The organism is Bacillus lumedeiriae, from assembly GCF_044891285.1.
GTDB classification, from domain to species: Bacteria; Bacillota; Bacilli; order Bacillales; family Domibacillaceae; genus Pseudobacillus; species Pseudobacillus lumedeiriae.
The window spans coordinates 494505-514450 of the sequence record NZ_JAUIYO010000002.1 but is presented as its reverse complement, the minus strand read 5'-3'; the positions used below and the strand labels follow the sequence as shown (position 1 = coordinate 514450).

The following is a 19946-nucleotide window of genomic DNA, read 5'->3' as shown; positions in this document are numbered from 1 at the left end:
ATTATGTATGAGAGATGTCATCAATTTTGTGGAAGTCATCTACAATATTACCATAAATGACTTATTTTTCTGTAGAGGCGAAACTATATTAAACGACAATCAACTGTTAAACAAAAAGAATGAGTTGGGACAGTTCACTGTAAGAAGAAACCATTATAACCTATAATTTAGAAATAAGTATTTTACTGTGAGGATGGACAAATGAAAGACCTATTAACCAATTTAATTGAAAATGAATACTTGGAAAAATACCCGTCATTTAAAGAGTTCTGTCTCTATAAAGAAAAAGGCCTGCGTAAAAAAGCATTTAATTCGTTACATTCATTTATCGAAGAGGCAAAACATTGGGATCAAAATCAAAAGAAAGATTTTGTTAGTTGGCTTTTTAAGGTGTTCGAGAAATCAGAAAATGTACATCATATACTTGTGCACCCTCTAGAAGAAAATTTATTAAAACCGTTTCTTAAAGAATGGATGAGTGAAGAATCAAAAGACCCGCTGCCTTTTAGATGGTATGGTTTATTCTTTAATACCGAGAATCGTATGAAATACTTAGAAAAGGCACTCGAAATTGGAGGCAAAGGGGAACAACGGGTTTTACTAAAGATGATTGATATGTACTTCTATTCTCTGTGGTATTCTTTTCATCATATTTCGGAAGACTTATACCTCGGTGATGTAGAAGAAGATAAAAATATACTTTTAAAAACAGAAGAGCTTTGCATAGACGTGAAGGACGTTCATAGTAAAAAGAACGTAATTGAAACTGTTGATTACTACCAAAACCTATTGAAGGATTGGATTGATTTCAAAAGCCAAGATAAAGAAGAGTTTGTCAAATGGTGTGCTGATAACGGAAAAGAGTATGAGTGGACTGATTCATATTATTATTAAAATCGCCTTTCCCTCGAGATATAATATATTTGGAAGACTTTAAAAGGAGGAAAGAATGTGAATGATTCTTTTTACGATGAAGTCCGTGATCTTTATCAAAGACTGATCAATGCATGGAATAACCGGGATGCCCAAGGAATGGCCGAACAATTCACAGAGCAAGGAGTACAAATTGGGTTCGATGGAAGCAAAACAATTGGACAGGAAGACATTTTATCACATCTCACCCCCATATTTGAAAATCATCCTACACCTCCTTTTATAACGAAGGTGAGGGATATACGTCGTTTGGGAACTGATGCCGCAATTTTACACGCCATTGCTGGCATGATTCCACATGGAAAAGCAGATATTGAACCCGCAGTAAATGCTCATCAAACGATGGTTGCAGTTAAGAAAAACAATCACTGGCAGATTGAACTCTTTCAAAACACCCCGGCTCAGTTTCATGGAAGACCCAAGTTAGTTGAACAAATGACTGAAGAGTTAAGGCAATTAATCAAGTAGCTTTTCCTTGATTGTGCCATCCCCCCTTCGTTTTGGGTCTGCTCGGTTTGGCAGCCACCCACACCCAAAAAAATTGATCCAATCAAGGGAAAAGGGTAGAGATTTTTTGAGCGGTCTTCTCAATAAATACTACCCGTCCCTTGGTTGGATCAAAGCGGTCTTTATATCAGATGATGCTTCCCCACTCCAGCGCCGAAGCCAGGCGCGGTTTGTTAGTGTGAACTTCCACATACGGTGAATACAAACTCCTGATTTTACAAACCATCAACTTCTCTGTTTTTTTCCATTTTTTCATTGACTCTAGTTAATTGCTCGATTACTTCAGCCAATCCAAATAGTAATAGCGAAAAGATGATTGCAAATCCCCAAGTGACAAAAGCTGTTCCCCAGTTAAAGATTGAATTGCTTCCTGCCGTTACCGTTCCTAGGTATGGTGCAACAAACAAAGCGAGGACTATTAAAAACCAGCCAAATCCAGTGAGAACCTCTGCAAATTTATTTTTGCGTTCTTCCATTAAATCTCCCCCCTTTAATAAATTCTCGAACTTGTTACTTTGATACATCACTTTATCTTTGTAATATGTCAAAACAGACAAAATTAGAAGGACATAAAACCACATTTTCTTCTTTTCAAGAAAGGTTTCGTTCTTTCTATGTAAAGATGTAAATCTTAACAGATGACCTTGGAGTCCATGCTGGATGGGCATCGAAAAGGGAATTGCGGCCTTTTTGCTGAACACCCCTCGGGTATGTACTCCTATAAAATAAAGCAAGCAACGGTTCGATAGAACCATTGCTTGCTTTACAATGTAAAATCCAGTTACGAAAGTGTAACCAAGAAAAAGATAGTTTATTTTTCATCATACTTACTTTTACTTTGAATATGTCCCATTAAATGCTGCTGCCATAACGTGCGAGTAGGAATACGCAGCTTTTTTTACTTTAATGGAATTTCTATCTCGGATAAAAGTAATTCGGCAAGTTGGATGATCGTAAAATCCTTCGAATGCATTGATATACTATACTGCTGTTTTATCCTTAAATTTTTGCTGCTCCATCAATTTCATCTACATGTTCATCAACCACAACGTTAATATGAAAATCAAAGCTATTGATTGATTACTTCCTTCTCTTATTCTTGCAAAATACTCCCTCGAATAGAGCGTCCGACTTCTGAGTTCTTAACGGAGTGTGAACGGAGAAGCTGGACGCGGCTGCTCTTATTAAACTAGACCGATTTCGAATTTATTATTTTTTCTCCTGTCCTGATCAAATCTACAGATCTTATTTTACCTTCACATTCTTAAAAAAGTGTCCCCTTAAATTTTTCTGGCTTTTTTACATAACTCTCAATTATAAAGCCACATTCTGTGCAAATAATGTATTCAACATCCGAACCGAAGCTCATCTTATTGGCTGGGTACATCATCCCATATCCACTCTGCTTGCCCTTTCCTAACTCTTTCCCACCACATTTTGGACATTCTGTTACTTTCGCATATTGGTTCATTGAAAGACCCCTTTTTAAAAAAGTCACATCTATCTGCTTCATTTACTCTGTACCACCTTCAACAGAATGAACTTTGTCTTGTAATGCAAAATCATTCAATAGCAGAAAGCTGATTTAATAATCTTGATAGCTCTGAGCGTTCCTTTTCTGCCACTAGGAACTCTAGCCCGTATTGGAAAATGTCCGCCTGTACTTCGTTCATCCAGGAGACCGAGCCATACATTTTAATTGTTTGATGAAATAATTTCGTTTCAAATTCCAATATAATATTGGGATGAACGGTTAATCGCATATCCGATAAAAACCGCATCCCCTCTAAACCAATATTCTCAATCAATACATTAGTCTTCCCCAGCTCCACTCTTCGGCCGCCGATTTGAACGAGTGTCATAGAGGCTACTAAAGGAAAGTCAAGGTTCATTCCAGCATACCTACGTCTTCCATCTAACGTGTTAATACCTTCACCGTGACTTTTTTGCAGAATCTCAAATTTCCCTTTCTGTAATAATTGAACGAATTCATCAGCCGGGACAGGTTTTGAGAAATAGTAACCTTGAATCGTCTCACAATTGTAATTCTTTAGTATTTGGAGTTGTTCCTCAGTCTCAACGCCTTCTGCCACAACTTCCATCTTAAGGTGTTGGGCTAATTCAATAATCGTTTTCGTTATAAAATTAGAGTTATCTGGATCTTCTTTATTTAAGTCTTTAATAAAGGAGCGGTCAATTTTTAATGTATGAATCCTTCCTTTAAATCGTTTGAGGTAGGAAAGAGAGGAATAGCCGGTTCCAAAATCATCTAAAGAGATTCTAACACCAATACTTTTAAGTTCATCTAAGGTAGACAAAACGACCTTCTCATTTTCTAACACAGATGTTTCCGTTATTTCAATTTCTAAATATTTTGGATCAAGTTGGGTTTCTTCTAGAGTTTGTATAATATTCTTTACTAAATTCTTTTCCATAAATCGCCTGGCTGAGATATTAATAGATATAGGAATGGCTGGTAATCCCGCGCGCTGCCATGCTTTGTTTTGAGCACACGCAGTGTATTTAACCCACTTTCCTAATTCCGTAATTAAACCCGTTTCTTCTGCCAGTGGAATGAACTCTCCAGGTGATACCAATCCCCATTCCGGATGATTCCAGCGAATTAATGCTTCAGCACCTGTGATCTGAAAGGTTTGTGCACATACCTTTGGCTGATAATAAAATTCTAATTGATTCATCTCAATTGCGTTTCGAAGTCCCAATTCTAGACTAAAGGTTTTGTATGTTCCAATATTCATAGAAGAAGAATAGATATAATAGGTGTTTTTGCCACTCTCCTTCGATTTATAAAGAGCAGAATCTGCATTTTTCATTAAAGTCTGAGCATCCTGGCCGTCATTTGGATAAATACTTATTCCAATACTTGTTGTAATAAAAAGTTTATATCCTTCAATAAAAAATGGATCCTCTAACGATTCTATAATCGTTAGAGCATGCCTATTTATTTGATCCTCTCTCGTAATATTAGGTAAGATAACAGAAAATTCATCCCCGCCTAATCGAGCCAGTATATTTTTTTCACCCAGGCAAATATTTAATCTTTTTGAGATTTGTTGTAATAACTTATCTCCAATAGAATGACCGAGTGTATCATTTATATATTTAAATCGATCTAAATCTAAATACATGACAGCCAATTTCTGTTGCAGCGTGTTACTTATAATTAAGTTTTCTTCTAATTTTTCTTGAAAGAACCTTCTGTTTGGCAATTCTGTTAACGGATCATGATAAGCTAAATATTTGTTTAATTCCTCTGCTTTTTTCCGTTCCGTCACATCTTGAAGGGTTCCAACGATGGTGGATTTATTATGAGAATAGATTCTCTTCGAATGCGCTTCTACATCAATGATAGAGCCGTCCTTATTAATTATTCTAAAGGTATGATCTAACCCTGTATTACCCACAATTAATTGATTTGCCACAGCTATCATTCCAGCATGATCATCGGGATGAACATAGTCCAGAAAAGTGATTGGACTTGTTGAATCTTCAGCTCCTAACAAGCTGTGTAAACGGGGATTACCGTATATTAATTTTCCATTTTGAAGAATATAAACTCCAACAAAAGCCTCTTCTATTAAACTTTTGAACTTTAACTCTGTATCTATCAATTCATTTGCCGTTTCTTTTTCTTCCGTAATATCCTTCGCTATTCCTCCGACACCAATGACTTTCCCCTGAAATTTTGCCGGTATAAGTGTTAGGTTTATTTGAAGCAGTCCTTTGTTTTTATGAATAAAAATGGTATCAAGTTGCTGCACTCTCCCGGAAAGAACTTTATGGAAGCAATCTTTATATAACGGGACTTCACTTTCTTCTAAAAAGTGTTCTATTGAATTTGATACTATTTCTTCCTTTGTATAACCAAGAATGTCAGAGAATCCTTCGTTCGGTTTTTCGATAACACCCTCCGTATCTAGAAAAAAGACGGTATCCGGGTTGTGTTCAAATATGGCACGATAAAATAAGTTTAAATCATCTGGTTCTGTATGATTTGATCGAAGCTTCATCGTTTTGTTATTTGAGTCCACATTATATCCCCCTTTCCGCTAGATCGGCAGATACTTCCGCAAACTGATAACCATTTTTTCTGTGATGCTTGGTTTTATACATAAATTCATCAGCCTTTTTTATTAACGTTGTTGCGTACTTCCCATCTTGAGGATACAAAGAAATAAAAATTTTCTTCATTCTTAAAGTGATTTTTTTCATTTCTACATAAGTGCTCCTTTCGATAACCCAGCCGCCATAGTATTTTCCCCTTAGGCCTGTGGCTTTGCGCCATCGCTTTTCAACGATTTTGCCATTTTCGAGGTTCAAAATTAGAGATAACTCTGCATTGTTTCTTTTCAAATACAAAAAAACTTCTTGAATATGCCTCTCATAAATGAAAGATGGAACATTAAACTTACATAGTAAGTGAAGGCTATATATAATGTTACCATACATTTATCACCTTTCCACATGATCCAAACTATGTTAAATATTAGTACTTGAAAACTCCTTGCTTAATGTTCATAATCCCTAAAATCAGCCTGGCACTCGTTTGGCACCAGGCTTGTTATAATTTCATTTCATGGAATAAGGGCTGCAACAGCATTTAGCTGATTAACGATTTATGACCAATCAGCTCCTATTTGCGATTCAAGAAAAGACGCACTATTACTTTTTAACGGAAATCCTTCCGGGCTAATATTATAATTATGACGGAATCTATTATTCGGATCATAAGCTTTCTTTACTTCTACTAGCCGATCATAATTTTGTTGAAACGCATTAGTGGTTACACTTTCGCTTGCACCAATTCCATTAAGGTATAGGCATGTTTGCGGGACAATGGAAGCAGTCCTCCGTATAAAGAGTCGATCCATTGTTTACATACACCATCGTCTCCTGCCAGCGCTATAGCATCTACCAATAGGACAAATTTTGCATCCCGAATGGCAAATGGATTGGCCTGAATAGGCACCCGATTCATCTGTCCGCCAAGTGCCCATAGCTGCACAAGTATACTTGAGGCTGGAGCATTGTCTATTTTATAGAGAAGCTGATCAATGACTTCATCATTTCATCTATCAAAGTAAAGAGAAGTTGCATACACAGGGACGTGGTTCGGCATCATTGGGTCTAGCTTCTTTTAAAATTCTACAAATGGCACGACTCCTGTTTGATCAACAATTGGTTCGGCTAATTCGCGCAGCGGCTGAATGATCGTTTCTCCTTCTTTCGCATCACCTGCGTATATCCCTAAAAGCATAATGACCTTTTTATGATGCAAAAATCAGGGGGAAAATGGCGCAGGCGGCAGCTGTTATATTCATGGATATCGCTTCATCAGGGGCTTGAGCTAAAAATCGCTGCGCTTTTTTAAAATTTCTTTTGCATCCCTAAAAGCGTACATAACATCCAAAGCTAACAGTTCTGGACCTACAGCATGCAAGGCAAATTCAAACCCTTTAAAAACGATTAAATTTTCAGATTTTTTCTTCGAATCATCAACTTGTTATTTGCACTCAATCCAAAACACATAGATATGTAGCTATTTCACATAAAAAACCGCAATGACGAAGAATAAAAACTTCGTCATTGCAGCTTACGCTGGCATACCGTCCGATACATTCAACGATGCTCCTGTCATCGTACTTAGTGTATTATGTTTTTTTATACACTCCATAGTTAAACATTATCAAACTTACGTTTATTTCACTAACACACTAACCTCGTATAACGCATTCCTCACCTTCCCATATTCGCTTGCGTGAGGACGATCTCCGTCATCCGCATACCCATAATCAAACATTCTATTTCGGTTCAATGTTATTTTGGTGACTGTAGGACAAAATAAATCAAATAATGCAAACCGATCGCCTAACTGTGGATTCTGTGATTGGTAACGTAAAATTTCATTACGAACACTGCTCCAAAATCCGTGTTCAGTTACCCCTTCATGTTCTTCTAAAATCGTCGCTAAGTAGCGGAAATGACAAATAAATAAACCACATAAAATAAACTGCGTTAATCCTTCTGGCGCTTCACTTCTTAATACACTCTTAAGCTCTTCGGATAATGTTTGTAACTCTTCAAACGGTTGATCAGTTATATTCACATCATCAACAAAGTCTTTCATAATAATCCGGACAGGTGTAAAATCCTTTAACACAAGCACAGTGTTTTGACCATGGGGGGAAAATACCGTTCCGTATTGGTATAAATAATGCAATAGTGGCGGCAATATGGCCTTCATTAATGAATCAACCCATTGTTTCGGTGTTAAACCGGATTTTTGAATATACATTGAAACAAGCGCCTTCCCTGAATAATCTAGATGTAATAAAGCAGCTAATGTAACCGCCTGTTCTCCTTCTTCTAACTCTTCATAGACACTTTCTCTCCACACAACTCCAAGCATTTCTAAGTATTGATAAGGGGCATTTCGAATATTTGTAAACGTTGGATGATGAACATTTACTGTGGCTACTTCACCTAGTAACCCTATCTTGCACGTATCCCTTAAAAATGCATCCCGATCGCGAATACCTTTAATATATTCCGTTACTTGAGGCGCTATAACCGTACGCTCACTCGGCAGTCCCCGGTAAACAAGTGTATTTAATATACTCATCGGAAGCTTCACATGAAACTTTTCCCGATGAGTCGTATTCACAAATGTTCGAATAGACTGTTGGGGCAAATAGCTGTCTTCACCTTCCCCAAGCGGAACGATCCAATCATTGGCGATATACTCCGCAAAAAGGGGAACAATGATATTCACCCACTGCCATTCATGAACAGGTATATAATAGTAATCACTAGATGCCAGTCGGCGTTCCTTCAATATATCAGTAAATGATTCCAGTATCGCTTCACTTAATTCTTGCTTCATCATTTTTTCAAATGACAGTTCAGCTATTGAATGAAAAGAACACACTTGTTTGGCAACAGCAATCCATGAGAGCTGAATATGATTTTTCTGCTCTGGAGCAAATCTCACATAGTCATCAAAGCCAAAACCAATTCTCCCCTTGTTATATGTAATCCACGGATGTCCCGTCATTTCGCCTTCCAACTCGGCATAATCCATAGTAGAAAGTTCCTCTGCTGATGTTCGATTCTGCAAATACAAGTCAGCAACTAATGTATGAAAATACTCTTTCGCTAAATGTCCTGCCGTGGAGCTTGTCATTCCTTCTTCTTCTGACAATCCAATTAACAATTGCAGAGCTTGAGAAAGTCCTATTTCTTCGCCTTTAGACGTTACTTTTATCGTATCAGCAAGAACAGAATAGCTGTCAAAGAACCTTTCTTTTGCCTGATACGTATATGTTACTCCTTTTTTATCTTTCCATTGATACAATGTTACCTCTGATTGTTTTTGTATTTCTGTTGGTTCAATAATATGTTCATACATAAACTCTTGCAGCATTTTTGCAAGCAGCTGTTGATTGACTTTTTCCCACGATTGTTTCGTAAACTTCGAAAGATCTGTTTGGACAATCTTCATCCTTCATTCTCCTTTACTTCTTTATAAAGTACTAATGGTCTGTTGCGGATGGTGATGGCAATGACCGCTGCCACTAATAACAATGCACCGCATAGCAAAGGTGTATAAAAACCTGCTTTACTCACAGTTAATGCCAACAAAGGAGCAAAGAGCAGCGCCACATTTTGTACAGCAATGAACCAACTATAATAGTAAGCTGCCGCTTCCTGACACTGTCGAAATAAATAAATGTCTAGTACAACCATACTGAGATAAAAACAGGCTCCATACAACATTCGACTGATCATAAATATCCATAAGTTCTCAACCGATGCTTGTATCACTAATGAAAACGCACTAAGTGCCGTCACTATATAAAACAGCAGAATATCTCGATCTTTGAATATACGAATTGGCACACAACACTTCAATACAATAGCCATAATACTTGGCATCACATAGAGTAAAGCATTCATTTGATTGCTCACCTCGTACCGATCATCGACAAACAAAGTGAAATAAGGACGAATGACATGATGGCCAAGATGAAAGAAAAAGATAGCCGCCATATAGAAGAAAATGAGCTGTGCCTTAACTTTGAGATGTGTTCGCCCATCCTTCTCTGCCAAAGGTGATGTTAATAGTTTTGTCACTAGTAACACCAGCAGCATACAAAGATCCATACAAGCAAATACGAGATATACTTTAAGCGGAATGTCCCATGTAATGACGACACTTCCTAATACACTCGAAACAATAATAGCCGTATGTACAACCACCACATAAACGGTTGTTTTTTTCATTTTCTCTTCTTGTTGTTCTATCCTTCCTACTAAATAGGGATATAACAGATAGAAGCTGCTTTGAAATACTAGCAATAAAATCGATAGGATGAAAAAACTTGTGAATGTTGTACTTTCACTCAGAAGGGCCTTGAAAACAGCTGTCATAAAAAGTGAACATCCCACAACTTGCTGCATGGACCATTTCTTTAATACGATTCCCCAAACCGGTGTCATAATGATGACAACAAATCGGCAGCAAATGATGAACAAAGAAGTCATCTCTACTCCTTTTACACCAAATGCCTCCGAAAAATACTTCGGATAAAATGGAGATAATAACACTTCAGACGTGACCGTTAAAAACAAACATGCAAAGACAAATTGAGCTCGAGTCATCACTCATTAAAATCCAAACTGCTGAAAGACATTTCGTTTATACAGTGTATACACTTCTTTTCCAGCAATTTGATTAATAATGGCTGCATTTCTATATGCACCAAGTCCTAAATCAGGCGCTCCTACTCCGTGTGTATGAATCTCACCATTTTGAATAAACAATGAAGCTCCTTCAACACTTGTTTTGACTTTATATTGTTCATCAATTTCCAGCTGTCCATGATCCGCCAATTGCAAATATGGTTTCATTCCTTCTAAAAAGGAAGGGATTGTGTTTTGATAGCCGGTTGCCATAATCACCATATCACTTACTGCTTTTTCATATATCCCTTGTTCATATTGATACAATGTTAATACGTGACTATCTTCTTTTCGTTCGATATTCGTTAATTCGGTTAATGCTTGAATTTTGATTGGAGTTTTCTGTCCGCCAATGGTCCGTTCATACAACAGATCATAAATATCACTAATGGTTTTGAAGCTAATTCCTTTATAAAGCAGCGCTTGATTTTTTAACGCCTGCTCCTTCTTTTCCTGTTCTAAATGATAAAAGTAATGCGTATAGTCCGGAGAAAAATGCTCTAAACCAAGTTTTGAATACTCCATCGGATAAAATCCTTTGGAACGTGTATACCAACTCAGCTCATATTTCCGCTCACTTTGCTGCTGTAATAAATCGTACACAATTTCAGCTGCACTTTGGCCCGAGCCGACCACTGTAATACTTCTTGCCTGCAGCGTCTGCTCACGCTTCATCTTATAATGAGCAGAATGATACAATTGATCACTATACATCCGCTGAAAATCTTTTGGAATTATCGGCTGCGTCCCGACACCCATTACTACATGGCGGCTATAATACGTTTTATCAGCCTCCCCTTGTTGAACCGTTACTTCATAATACGTGTCTCCTTCTGTATGAAGCGTGATTGTTTTCACTTCACTGCTAAACTGCAAACCTTTTAAACTATTTGCGACCCACTGACAATAATGATTGTATTCATGGCGGGGAATGTGAAACCTTTCAAAAAAGTAAAATTGATACAGCCGTTCATGCTCATGCAAATAATTTAAAAAGCTATATGGACTTGCCGGGTCCACCATCGTTACAAGGTCAGCCATAAACGGAACTTGTAAAGTGGTTCCTTCAAGAAGCATACCGGGATGCCAATCAAATGTTGGCTTTTGTTCAAAGCACTTATATGTACATTCCGTTTTTTCAAGCAGGGCTGCTAACCCTAAATTAAATGGACCAATCCCCACGCCAATAACGTCTAAAATGTCCCGTTGTTCCATTCACTCCACCTTCTTTCAAACACTTTTCGTTCACAACTAAGCAGCAATCCCGTCTTATCGGGTAAATTTACTTTTTTTATAGGCTGAAAACCGCATTTCCTAAATACGGCTATCATTTTTTCATTACGAATATCCGGTTCTGCTACAACTCTTTTCGTTTCAGCGATTTCAAACTTTCTCTTTAGCAGGCTTAATAGCAATGGATAAATATATCCCTTTCCTAAGTAGCCTGGTTCTCCGATTAACAAGTGAATCCCCTGATCGTTTGGATCGTACGAATAATATTCGCCTATCACATCGCCTTCGACCGTATAGGATTCCCAATAGCTCATCGGCACTCCGTCTATTTCCCCTATGAGTAATTGTTGATGAGAATCATTTAAAAATGTTTGCAAATGATTCATATAAGCATCTTTATCAATATTTAAATTCCAATAAGGAATCACATGCGGTTCATGCATCCATTTATATAAATGGTCAAAATCCTCTTGTAAAGAGACAGGACGAAATGTAATATCTTGTTTCACTTGAGAGTCTCTCATTGTAAATGGATAGTCGGTTTGTAACGCCGGTTTCATTGTTTTACACCCGCCAATTGATACAATGGATTATCTATTTTTACATACACCGATTGGGTTTCCATGGCCCCAACTAATTCATCCATATCATGAACACGTGTTAAGAAATTGGCTTTGCAGGGAAGTTCTTTAGTTTCAAGCAGCGATACCACAAGCTGAGTATGATCTTGTGAAAGATACGATGTAAGTTCTTCTCGTAAAATCAACAGCAGATCCCGTTCATCGATCAGTCCACCCACTCCAAACGCATTGATCAGCCCAAATATATGATTAAAAAACAAGTAATAACGAAAACGCTCTTCAGCCACTGCATCATCACATACGGTATCGCTCTCTTCATTCAATGTTGGCAGCCATTCACGCAATTCCAATTCTTTTGATTTCATAAAATAGTAGCCTTGATTGTCTCGGTAATAAAATGTTGCTGGATATCCATCTTGATCCAGTTGAATAATTGAATTTTGTTGATGGGCCTCTAATGCAATTCCTTTCTGGGTATATAACCACATCATTGGTTTTAAGGTAATATCGATATAACGCTTAAACCAAATTTCACTCGCTTGTTCAGCCGTCAGATTTTCACTTCCGGCAATTTTTTTAATGATGTTTGCCAGCTGTGATGATTCATCGAATACATGGTCTTGACACAGGCCTGCTAGAAGGGTTGCATTATCTCCTTTTTTTCTAAACGGATTGTCGCGAATCATGACTTCAAATCCAAGCTCTTCATCACCTAACATGACATAAGCCGGATCTTTAATAAATTGAAAATCGGGATAATGGACATGTAACTCTCTTTCCAAACCTGCCTGCAGCAATCTCGTTACTTCCACACCGCGATGCAATTCCTTTACTTTATTTACACGCAGAGAGTTTGTAATTTTTACTGGAATCGAGAATTTATACATCACGTCAGCATCCGGACTATAGACGGTACGTACAGAGGATGTTGGATAAAATGGGACACCTTGCGGACCTAAGTAGGCAAGCTTTCCTCTTCTCATCCAATGAGCAACTTCCTCTTTCCCTAGTAAAAATCGCGCTTGCAGTGGATGCATCGGTATGAGTGTATACTCATCATGCTGACAATATTCCGAGACAAATTCTTCTTTGATCATTTTATCTTGTGTTAATTGCTTCTTTATGATATTCGTTGCTGACTGACTATACGCCGATTGCTCTTTAACGATTGAACGATGTGCTCTAAAATAATGAAGCTGAAACTTTCCTTTTAATTCAGGTGCAAATATGGATTCTTCTTCAGGTAAAATACCTTGATGGCTCTTTGGCGTTGGATGAAGCTGGTGACCAATTAACAATGATTGCTCTGATTGTAAAAATGTCTTATTCCACTTGTAACATTCTTCTAATTCGTGTTGCCTTTTTTCAATAAATAGATTCATATTTTCATAACTTAAAAGAACACGTACAATTAGCTCATTTACTCGTGAAAGATCATCCGTTACTTCTTTCAATAACATTGAAAGAAGCGTAATCATATCAAGCTCTTGTATTTCATGATGATCGACTTGATAACGTAACTCCCGCTTAAATAAGTGCCTCCCTGTTACAGAACGATATTTGACGGGGAAATAAAGCGTGACTGGCTGTTTCTGTAATTCAATGACCAACAATTCTTCGCTAGTTAATCCGTTTGCCGATTGCCATATCCCTTGTCCTGTTTCCCGAATATAACAATTGATTAGATTTTGCATTGTAATAAAATTAGCTGGTAACTGAGTGTTCACGTAAGTGTGCCCCCTTTTTCTCTAGATCTTTCCCGAGATGAATCACTTCAACTAACCGTTTAACCGTTTCATCAAAGGTAATCAATGGATTTAACATGGTTAATTTCAAATAGGATTTTCCTTGATCTTTTGTTTTCGCCATAATCAATCGGCCTGTTTCATAGAGCTGCTGTTGAATGGAATGATTGATCTTATTTTCATAGAATCGTTGCTTTTGACTGTCCGTGTAATAAATGTTCGGTTGATAACGAAAGACGATGGCATTCATTTCAGGAATATTCAACACGTCAATGTCTGTTCTTTTCAGTAAATAATCAGCTGTCTGTTTAGCTGTTTGGATCGTATGATCAATCATGTCACCAAACTCTTGTTGACCGACCGCTTGAAACGTCAACCACACTTTAAGGGCATCAAATCGTTTTGTCGTTTGAATACTACGATCGACTAAATGAAACCGTGAATCTTCTTCCGGATTTAAATAATCGGCATGCAGCTTGATGTGTTGGAACATAGAAGCGTTTCTCACAAAAAATGCACCGCAGCTAGCCGGCTGATAAAACCATTTATGAAAATCTATTGTAATAGAGTCTGCTTTATTTAAATGAGCTGCCAGATGACTATACTTGTGTGAGAATAATAAGGCTCCCCCATATGCAGCGTCTGCATGGAGCCATATATTCTCCCTTTCGGTTAATTGACTTATTTCACTAAGAGAGTCAATACTTCCAAAATCCGTTGTTCCAATCGTGGCGACAACCGCCAATGGGAGATTCCCTTGTTTTTTTACTTTTTCTATCTCTTCATACAATGTATCTATGCACATTTCATAACGGTCGTTTGTTTTTATACTGACAACGGATTCCATCCCTAAACCTAACTGAGCGGCTGATTGCTGGACGGTAAAATGAGCTTTTTCCGAGCAAAAAATCCGTAGTTTCTGCGCTTCTGCCGGCAGCCCTCGTTTACTTACATTTATAGAAAAATGCTTGGCGCAATATTCATTCCGTGCTAACAGCAAAGCCATATAGTTGGATTGCGTTCCGCCGCTTGTAAACACCCCTGAAGCTGACTCGGGATAATTGATCTTTTTAATCATTTCCTGAATCACACCATCTTCTATATAAGTAGCTGCTGGGCTTTGATCCCACGAGTCCATCGATTGATTTAAGGCTGAAATGATGACTTCAGCAGCAAGCGCTGGAATGATAGGCGGACAATGCAAATGAGCCATCGCACCAGGATGTGAAATATGCAGCGAATGCTCCATTACCAAACGCTGTATAGATCCCAAAATATGATCTAATGATTTTCCTTCATTTCCAATTATCATAAAATCCTCAATTTTATTTTGAATATCCGCCGTATCAATATGTTCATATGGTCTTTCAAGGCCTTGATAGTGATCACCAATTATCTCTGCTGCTTCTGACATATATTGATAATAATTCTCAATACTATTTGAAGATGAGGATAAAAACCATTGATTGAATGTATTCACGATTTACTTCACCCATTTCTTTTCAGCAGCTTTTATCGCGTCTTCCAAACGAACAAACACTTCATCCACTTGTTGCTTTGTTATAATTAACGGCGGCAATAGCCGAATCACCGCTCCGTGTCTTCCTCCTACTTCTAAAATGACACCGCGATCAAAACATTCTTGTTGAATCACTCTTGCAAGTTCGCCATTCCCCGGATAGCTTCCAATCGAATTAGGTGCTTTCGTCTTATCGACTATTTCAACGCCGATCATAAGACCGCGGCCGCGTACATCCCCAATTGACGTTACTTGATGCTGAAGGTTTTTTAGCTGTTCTTGAATATATTGTCCAAGTTGATGGGCATATTCAGGCAATTGATGTTCCTTGACATATTGTAATGTGGCTCGTCCCGCTGCCATTGCTAATTGATTGCCTCGGAACGTTCCGATATGTGCACCTGCTTCCCATTGGTCCAATTTTTTATCGTAAATAACAACAGATAATGGCAAACTTCCACCAATTGCTTTTGATAAAACAAGAACATCTGGTTCAATATCAGCATGTTCAAATGCAAACATCTTTCCTGTACGGCCGATGCCTGTTTGTACTTCATCAATAATTAGTGGGATATTTCTTTCTTTTGTTATACGCCGCAATTGTTTCAGCCATTCAATCGGTGCAGGAATGGATCCACCTTCACCTTGAACGATTTCTACAATGATTCCTGCCGGGGTGACAATTCCGCTTTCAGGGTCATCTAAAGTGTTTTCAATATACGTACTAATAAATTCATGTCCCTTCTCCCCCATTCCAAACGGGCAGCGATATTCATATGGATAAGGTAAAAAATGAGTATCAGGTACAAGAGCATGTATATATTTCTTTGGACTCGTCGTTCCACTAATGCTTAACGTGCCGTGAGTCGATCCATGATAACCACCTTGAAAAGATAGAATCGTGCGATTACCTGTTGCTGTTTTTACGAGCTTAAGCGCTGCTTCAATGGCATCTCCGCCAGTCGGTCCACAAAATTGAATTTTAGCCTTACGCGCAAATGACTCTGGTAAACTAGCAAACACTTCATCGACAAATGCTTCTTTCACCGGGGTCGTTAAATCTAATGTATGTAAAGGAATGAAATTGGCTAACACCTCTTGGATCGCCTGACGAACAACGGCATGGTTATGGCCAAGAGCTAACGTACCTGCTCCCGCTAAACAATCAATGTATTCTTTGTTATCCATATCCGTTATGATGGCACCCTCTGCTTTTTGAATGGCTAATGGCAAACGTCTTGGATAAGACCTTGCATTGGACTCGCGAATGTTTTGCATAGAAAGCAATACCTCATTTGAAACAGATGGTTTAACTAGAGTAGACATATCATATCCTCCTATCAACTTTTAACTGATAATGATTTTCATTAACAATTAAAATAATAATTGAAAATGATTTTCAATGTCAATTATTATTGTTAAAACACTACATTACTACTAATTTCAACCAATAATTTTTTAAGTTATTAAGACCTTTTGATCTACATAAGTTCAATCTAACTATTCTTTTATATAAGAGAAGGAGTTTTCTCATAAAGATCTGACGTTTTGGTTTTGAAACAACCCTACACAAAAAAGCTGTCTGTTAGTTGATATATAATTTTGACAAAATCTAACAGGATTAATGCGACTATCTATTTCAATCAATCATGTACTACTTTATTTTCCACCTCAAAACAACGGCGTCATTTAACATCATCTAAAACGTTCACAGAAATGTCACTTATGCAAAAAAATCTAAGCCTATATAATTACATTTATTCTCTATAAGAAAGGATGTTTTTATTTGCCTAGTAATAAAAAAGAAGGCATTATTTTTGGGCTATTTATGTGTTTTGGAATGGTTCTTATTATGTCAGCTTACAACACAGCTTTACATGGATTTTCCTCGTTTACAGCAGGGGGCGCAGCGATTCAATTTGTTATAACATTTATCATCGCTTTTATCGCAGAGTCACTAGTGGAACCGAGTGCACGTAAAATTGCATTATCGCTGCCTTACGATAAGTCAAAAGAAATCAACTTTATTATGGCTATAGCTTTTTGTATGGTTCCTATAATGGTCCTGTTTATGTCATCATACGGGCTTATTTTAACGGCATTAGTGACAGAAATTGAAGGTTCAATTTTCACTGCTTACCTTAAAACAGTTTGTCTAAACTTTATCGTGGCGCTTCCTTCACAATTACTAATTGTTGGACCAATCTCACGCAGGCTATTGACTAAATACATTAAACCATTAACCCAAAAGCCCAAATTAAACATGTAAACACAAACAAGCTGCTTTTTGGTATCTGATTTATTTTAGTTAGAGCTTTCAAAATAGAGGTCAATGTCTTGCCCTTTGATTGAACAAAAAAGAAGAAGGCGCGCCCTATGGGACTACGCCTTCTCCTAACTAACGCCGATGTTCAATAAGGTCAATGACACCCAATACCACATGTGCTAAACCGAAACCAAAAACGGTGTTGGCAATCATTTTATTTGAGCCTTGTTTTTGTTTCAAAGCATACCCTGTCGCAGTGACAGCTGAACCTAATGCAGTTGGAATTAGACCTTCACGAATGTTCATAGTAACATCCCCCTACACCGAAGTTAGTTGGTGTGTAGACACCATCCTTATTGTTTCCTCAATGAGCAGAGATATACGGATTTGATCACTATTAACTTCTCGCAAATACATGGTTAGGCTCGTCCTTCTATGTGAAATATTCTAATTTGGCATCTGGAAAAAATCTCATCATATAGGTATGGAGATGCTCTTTTATGTCCTCTTCTTCCTCTTTTTGATAGATGTATTTTCCAATTCCGTATTTCCCCCATTTATATCTTCTTTTTTCCTCGTCCAATTCTAATTTTGTCATCGGGTAATTTTTTTCGATCACTTTTTTGGCAGGCTTTGTAAAGCGGTGTTGAATAAACTCAAATGTTAAATCCTTTTTAGCTTCTGGAGGCAACTCCGCCGCAAGACGCTCAAACATATGATAGTATCCCTCTTCCCATCCTTCATGAAGATAAATGGGAGCGACAATGAATCCAAGTGGATATCCTGCTCTTGCGACTTTTCCGGCGGCCTCTAACCGTTTTTCTAATGGGGAAGTGCCGGGTTCAAAATTTTTTATGACATAATCTGCGTTTATGCTAAAACGAAATCTTGTTTTTCCATTATGTTTGGCATCAAGTAAATGATCAACATGATGGAATTTCGTTACAAACCTCAATTTTCCATATTGGGATTGTCCAAAATGTTCAATCGCCCGCTTTAACGTATGAGTCAAGTGATCAATTCCCACAATATCAGACGTACACGCTGCTTCAAATCGTGTGATTTCAGGCGCACGTTCTTCCATATATTGATCGGCCGCTTCTAAAATCTCATCAACATTCACATATGTACGAATATATGGTTTACTGCCCATCGTTGTTTGCAGGTAACAATAATGACAATGTCCCATGCAGCCTGTAGCAAATGGAATAGCGTATTCTGCGGAAGGTTTTGACGTATCAAATTTAAGCGTTTTTCTAATTCCTACTACTAGTGTAGATTTTGCTACCCGATACCTTTGGAAATCATTCTCTCCCGGAAGGTTTCGCACTTGATTATGGGAAGTGGTATAACGAATCTCCACATCCATTTTTTCAAACTTTTCTTTTAGCTCTTTTCCTAATGGATAGTCTAATGCTTTTGGCTCAAAATAAACGAGCTTTGGTGTAAATGGTTTCACCATTCCAATGCCCCCCTTTAAATGCCTCCAAAATAATGATGATAAGCCTGTTCCGCCTCTTCTTCTGTAGAATAAACCGCCATTTCATTTGTTAATGGATAGTACGTTTCATATAAAAATACAGCTAATTCGTTCGGATTTTCAGGGTTATTCACCACTGCTGCTTCCTGTATATTCGCTACATCCTGCGTATGCGGATTTCGGTAAAAAACATAGACAATATCTCCCGCACGGTAAGTATAATCCTCATTAGTAGGTTCCATTTTTTATCACCTATTTCTTCTATAGTTCAAACAAAGCTTTACTGTGAGTTTGCCTTTAGATGATCAAATTATGTTCCCTGATTATGGAAATAGATAAAATCACCACCTATAGAATCAATAGAAATGAAAATGTAGTTTAAACACTTTTGTTTAGCTCATAATAATCTTTGATACGCACATCTATAAAGAATGGGAGCTGATTGAAAAATGGATTTAGAAGCTAGAAATTCTACCGAAGCTGCACTTTACCACTATAAAGCTGGACTTGGTTTATTTACCGAAAAAATGCCAAATCTTGCAAGACAATTTAATGCTTTTACAGAAGAATGCTTTAAAGAAGGGGTTCTATCGCAAAAAGAAAAACAGTTAATTGCTTTAGGCATTAGCCTGTATTCTCAAGATGAGTATTGCATCATCTATCATACGAAAGGATGCCTTGATCAAGGCTGCTCAGAAGAAGAAATCCTTGAAGCGGTCGGAGTCACAGCAGCATTTGGCGGCGGCGCAGCGATGAGCCAGGCAGTTACCCTCGTACAAGAATGCATGGAGGAATTAAATCAACTGAAGCAGTAAGTCTTCAATCCCCTGATGAAATAAAAAATAATAAAAGGGCAGCCTGCAATGTATACGGCTGCCCTTTGTTTTTAATATTAGTTATCAGGTTGGTGTCTATTCAA

General features: G+C 37.7%; 20 protein-coding genes and 1 riboswitch. Of the genes, 4 read left to right on the top strand and 16 right to left on the bottom strand.

Annotated elements, in window-relative coordinates; genetic code table 11:
- Nucleotides 1–201 precede the first annotated feature (201 nt).
- Nucleotides 202–894 (top strand): hypothetical protein, encoded by a 693-nt coding sequence (locus QYG89_RS06000; RefSeq protein ID WP_404315547.1) that lies wholly within the window; start codon nucleotides 202–204, stop codon nucleotides 892–894.
- Between the two features lie 57 nt (nucleotides 895–951).
- Entirely contained in the window at nucleotides 952–1401 is a 450-nt protein-coding gene (locus tag QYG89_RS05995; RefSeq protein ID WP_404315545.1) for an SgcJ/EcaC family oxidoreductase, read from the top strand.
- 254 nt (nucleotides 1402–1655) lie between these two features.
- On the opposite strand, the gene QYG89_RS05990 is transcribed toward QYG89_RS05995, so the two are convergent.
- The 13 genes from QYG89_RS05990 to QYG89_RS05930 form a co-directional block, all read right to left on the bottom strand.
- A complete protein-coding gene (locus QYG89_RS05990; protein WP_404315543.1) occupies nucleotides 1656–1916 on the bottom strand; it encodes a hypothetical protein in 261 nt (86 codons plus the stop codon).
- A gap of 788 nt (nucleotides 1917–2704) precedes the next feature.
- Nucleotides 2705–2911 carry a transcription initiation factor TFIIIB gene (locus tag QYG89_RS05985; protein WP_404315668.1) on the bottom strand — a complete coding sequence of 69 codons (207 nt, stop codon included), beginning with the start codon at nucleotides 2909–2911 and terminating at the stop codon, nucleotides 2705–2707.
- A gap of 91 nt (nucleotides 2912–3002) precedes the next feature.
- Complete coding sequence (locus QYG89_RS05980) at nucleotides 3003–5492, bottom strand: sensor domain-containing protein (protein ID WP_404315541.1); 2490 nt, start codon at nucleotides 5490–5492, stop codon at nucleotides 3003–3005.
- Nucleotide 5493: 1 nt separating this feature from the next.
- Entirely contained in the window at nucleotides 5494–5673 is a 180-nt protein-coding gene (locus QYG89_RS05975; RefSeq protein ID WP_404315539.1) for a hypothetical protein, read from the bottom strand.
- An 18-nt stretch (nucleotides 5674–5691) separates the two neighbouring features.
- A riboswitch (cyclic di-GMP riboswitch) is annotated at nucleotides 5692–5776 on the bottom strand.
- A 301-nt stretch (nucleotides 5777–6077) separates the two neighbouring features.
- On the bottom strand, nucleotides 6078–6332 hold the full coding sequence (locus QYG89_RS05970; RefSeq protein WP_404315537.1) for a BBE domain-containing protein: 255 nt from the start codon (nucleotides 6330–6332) through the stop codon (nucleotides 6078–6080).
- Nucleotides 6245–6439, bottom strand: a complete 195-nt coding sequence (locus QYG89_RS05965) for a hypothetical protein (RefSeq protein ID WP_404315676.1) — start codon at nucleotides 6437–6439, stop codon at nucleotides 6245–6247. Before QYG89_RS05965 ends, QYG89_RS05970 begins: the two co-directional genes overlap by 88 nt.
- 720 nt (nucleotides 6440–7159) lie before the next feature.
- Nucleotides 7160–8962, bottom strand: coding sequence for an IucA/IucC family protein (locus QYG89_RS05960; protein WP_404315535.1), 1803 nt, complete (start codon nucleotides 8960–8962; stop codon nucleotides 7160–7162).
- The gene (locus QYG89_RS05955; RefSeq protein ID WP_404315666.1) at nucleotides 8959–10122 is read right to left on the bottom strand and encodes an MFS transporter; all 1164 of its coding nucleotides are present in this window, start codon (nucleotides 10120–10122) and stop codon (nucleotides 8959–8961) included. The genes QYG89_RS05960 and QYG89_RS05955 overlap by 4 nt, the downstream gene beginning before the upstream one ends.
- A 6-nt stretch (nucleotides 10123–10128) precedes the next feature.
- The gene (locus tag QYG89_RS05950) at nucleotides 10129–11418 is read right to left on the bottom strand and encodes a lysine N(6)-hydroxylase/L-ornithine N(5)-oxygenase family protein (protein WP_404315533.1); all 1290 of its coding nucleotides are present in this window, start codon (nucleotides 11416–11418) and stop codon (nucleotides 10129–10131) included.
- Nucleotides 11397–11996, bottom strand: coding sequence for a GNAT family N-acetyltransferase (locus QYG89_RS05945; RefSeq protein ID WP_404315531.1), 600 nt, complete (start codon nucleotides 11994–11996; stop codon nucleotides 11397–11399). The genes QYG89_RS05950 and QYG89_RS05945 overlap by 22 nt, the downstream gene beginning before the upstream one ends.
- Nucleotides 11993–13744 (bottom strand): IucA/IucC family protein, encoded by a 1752-nt coding sequence (locus QYG89_RS05940; protein WP_404315529.1) that lies wholly within the window; start codon nucleotides 13742–13744, stop codon nucleotides 11993–11995. Before QYG89_RS05940 ends, QYG89_RS05945 begins: the two co-directional genes overlap by 4 nt.
- The gene (locus QYG89_RS05935; RefSeq protein ID WP_404315527.1) at nucleotides 13722–15242 is read right to left on the bottom strand and encodes a pyridoxal phosphate-dependent decarboxylase family protein; all 1521 of its coding nucleotides are present in this window, start codon (nucleotides 15240–15242) and stop codon (nucleotides 13722–13724) included. Before QYG89_RS05935 ends, QYG89_RS05940 begins: the two co-directional genes overlap by 23 nt.
- A 3-nt stretch (nucleotides 15243–15245) precedes the next feature.
- Nucleotides 15246–16607 carry an aspartate aminotransferase family protein gene (locus QYG89_RS05930; RefSeq protein WP_404315525.1) on the bottom strand — a complete coding sequence of 454 codons (1362 nt, stop codon included), beginning with the start codon at nucleotides 16605–16607 and terminating at the stop codon, nucleotides 15246–15248.
- Nucleotides 16608–17067: 460 nt separating this feature from the next.
- Between QYG89_RS05930 and QYG89_RS05925 the strand changes: the two genes are divergently transcribed.
- Nucleotides 17068–17550: a DUF2798 domain-containing protein gene (locus QYG89_RS05925; RefSeq protein WP_404315523.1), complete on the top strand. Its 483-nt coding sequence runs from the start codon at nucleotides 17068–17070 to the stop codon at nucleotides 17548–17550.
- 129 nt (nucleotides 17551–17679) lie between these two features.
- Here QYG89_RS05925 and QYG89_RS05920 read toward each other — a convergent pair whose 3' ends face one another.
- From QYG89_RS05920 to QYG89_RS05910, 3 genes are all read right to left on the bottom strand, one after another.
- Nucleotides 17680–17853, bottom strand: a complete 174-nt coding sequence (locus QYG89_RS05920) for an asparagine synthase (protein WP_404315521.1) — start codon at nucleotides 17851–17853, stop codon at nucleotides 17680–17682.
- 127 nt (nucleotides 17854–17980) lie between these two features.
- Nucleotides 17981–19009, bottom strand: coding sequence for a spore photoproduct lyase (gene splB / locus QYG89_RS05915; RefSeq protein ID WP_404315519.1), 1029 nt, complete (start codon nucleotides 19007–19009; stop codon nucleotides 17981–17983).
- Between the two features lie 14 nt (nucleotides 19010–19023).
- Nucleotides 19024–19269 (bottom strand): transcriptional regulator SplA domain-containing protein, encoded by a 246-nt coding sequence (locus QYG89_RS05910; RefSeq protein ID WP_404315517.1) that lies wholly within the window; start codon nucleotides 19267–19269, stop codon nucleotides 19024–19026.
- A 207-nt stretch (nucleotides 19270–19476) separates the two neighbouring features.
- Here QYG89_RS05910 and QYG89_RS05905 point away from each other — a divergent pair, with 207 nt between their 5' ends.
- The gene (locus tag QYG89_RS05905) at nucleotides 19477–19842 is read left to right on the top strand and encodes a carboxymuconolactone decarboxylase family protein (protein WP_404315515.1); all 366 of its coding nucleotides are present in this window, start codon (nucleotides 19477–19479) and stop codon (nucleotides 19840–19842) included.
- Nucleotides 19843–19946: the final 104 nt, after the last annotated feature.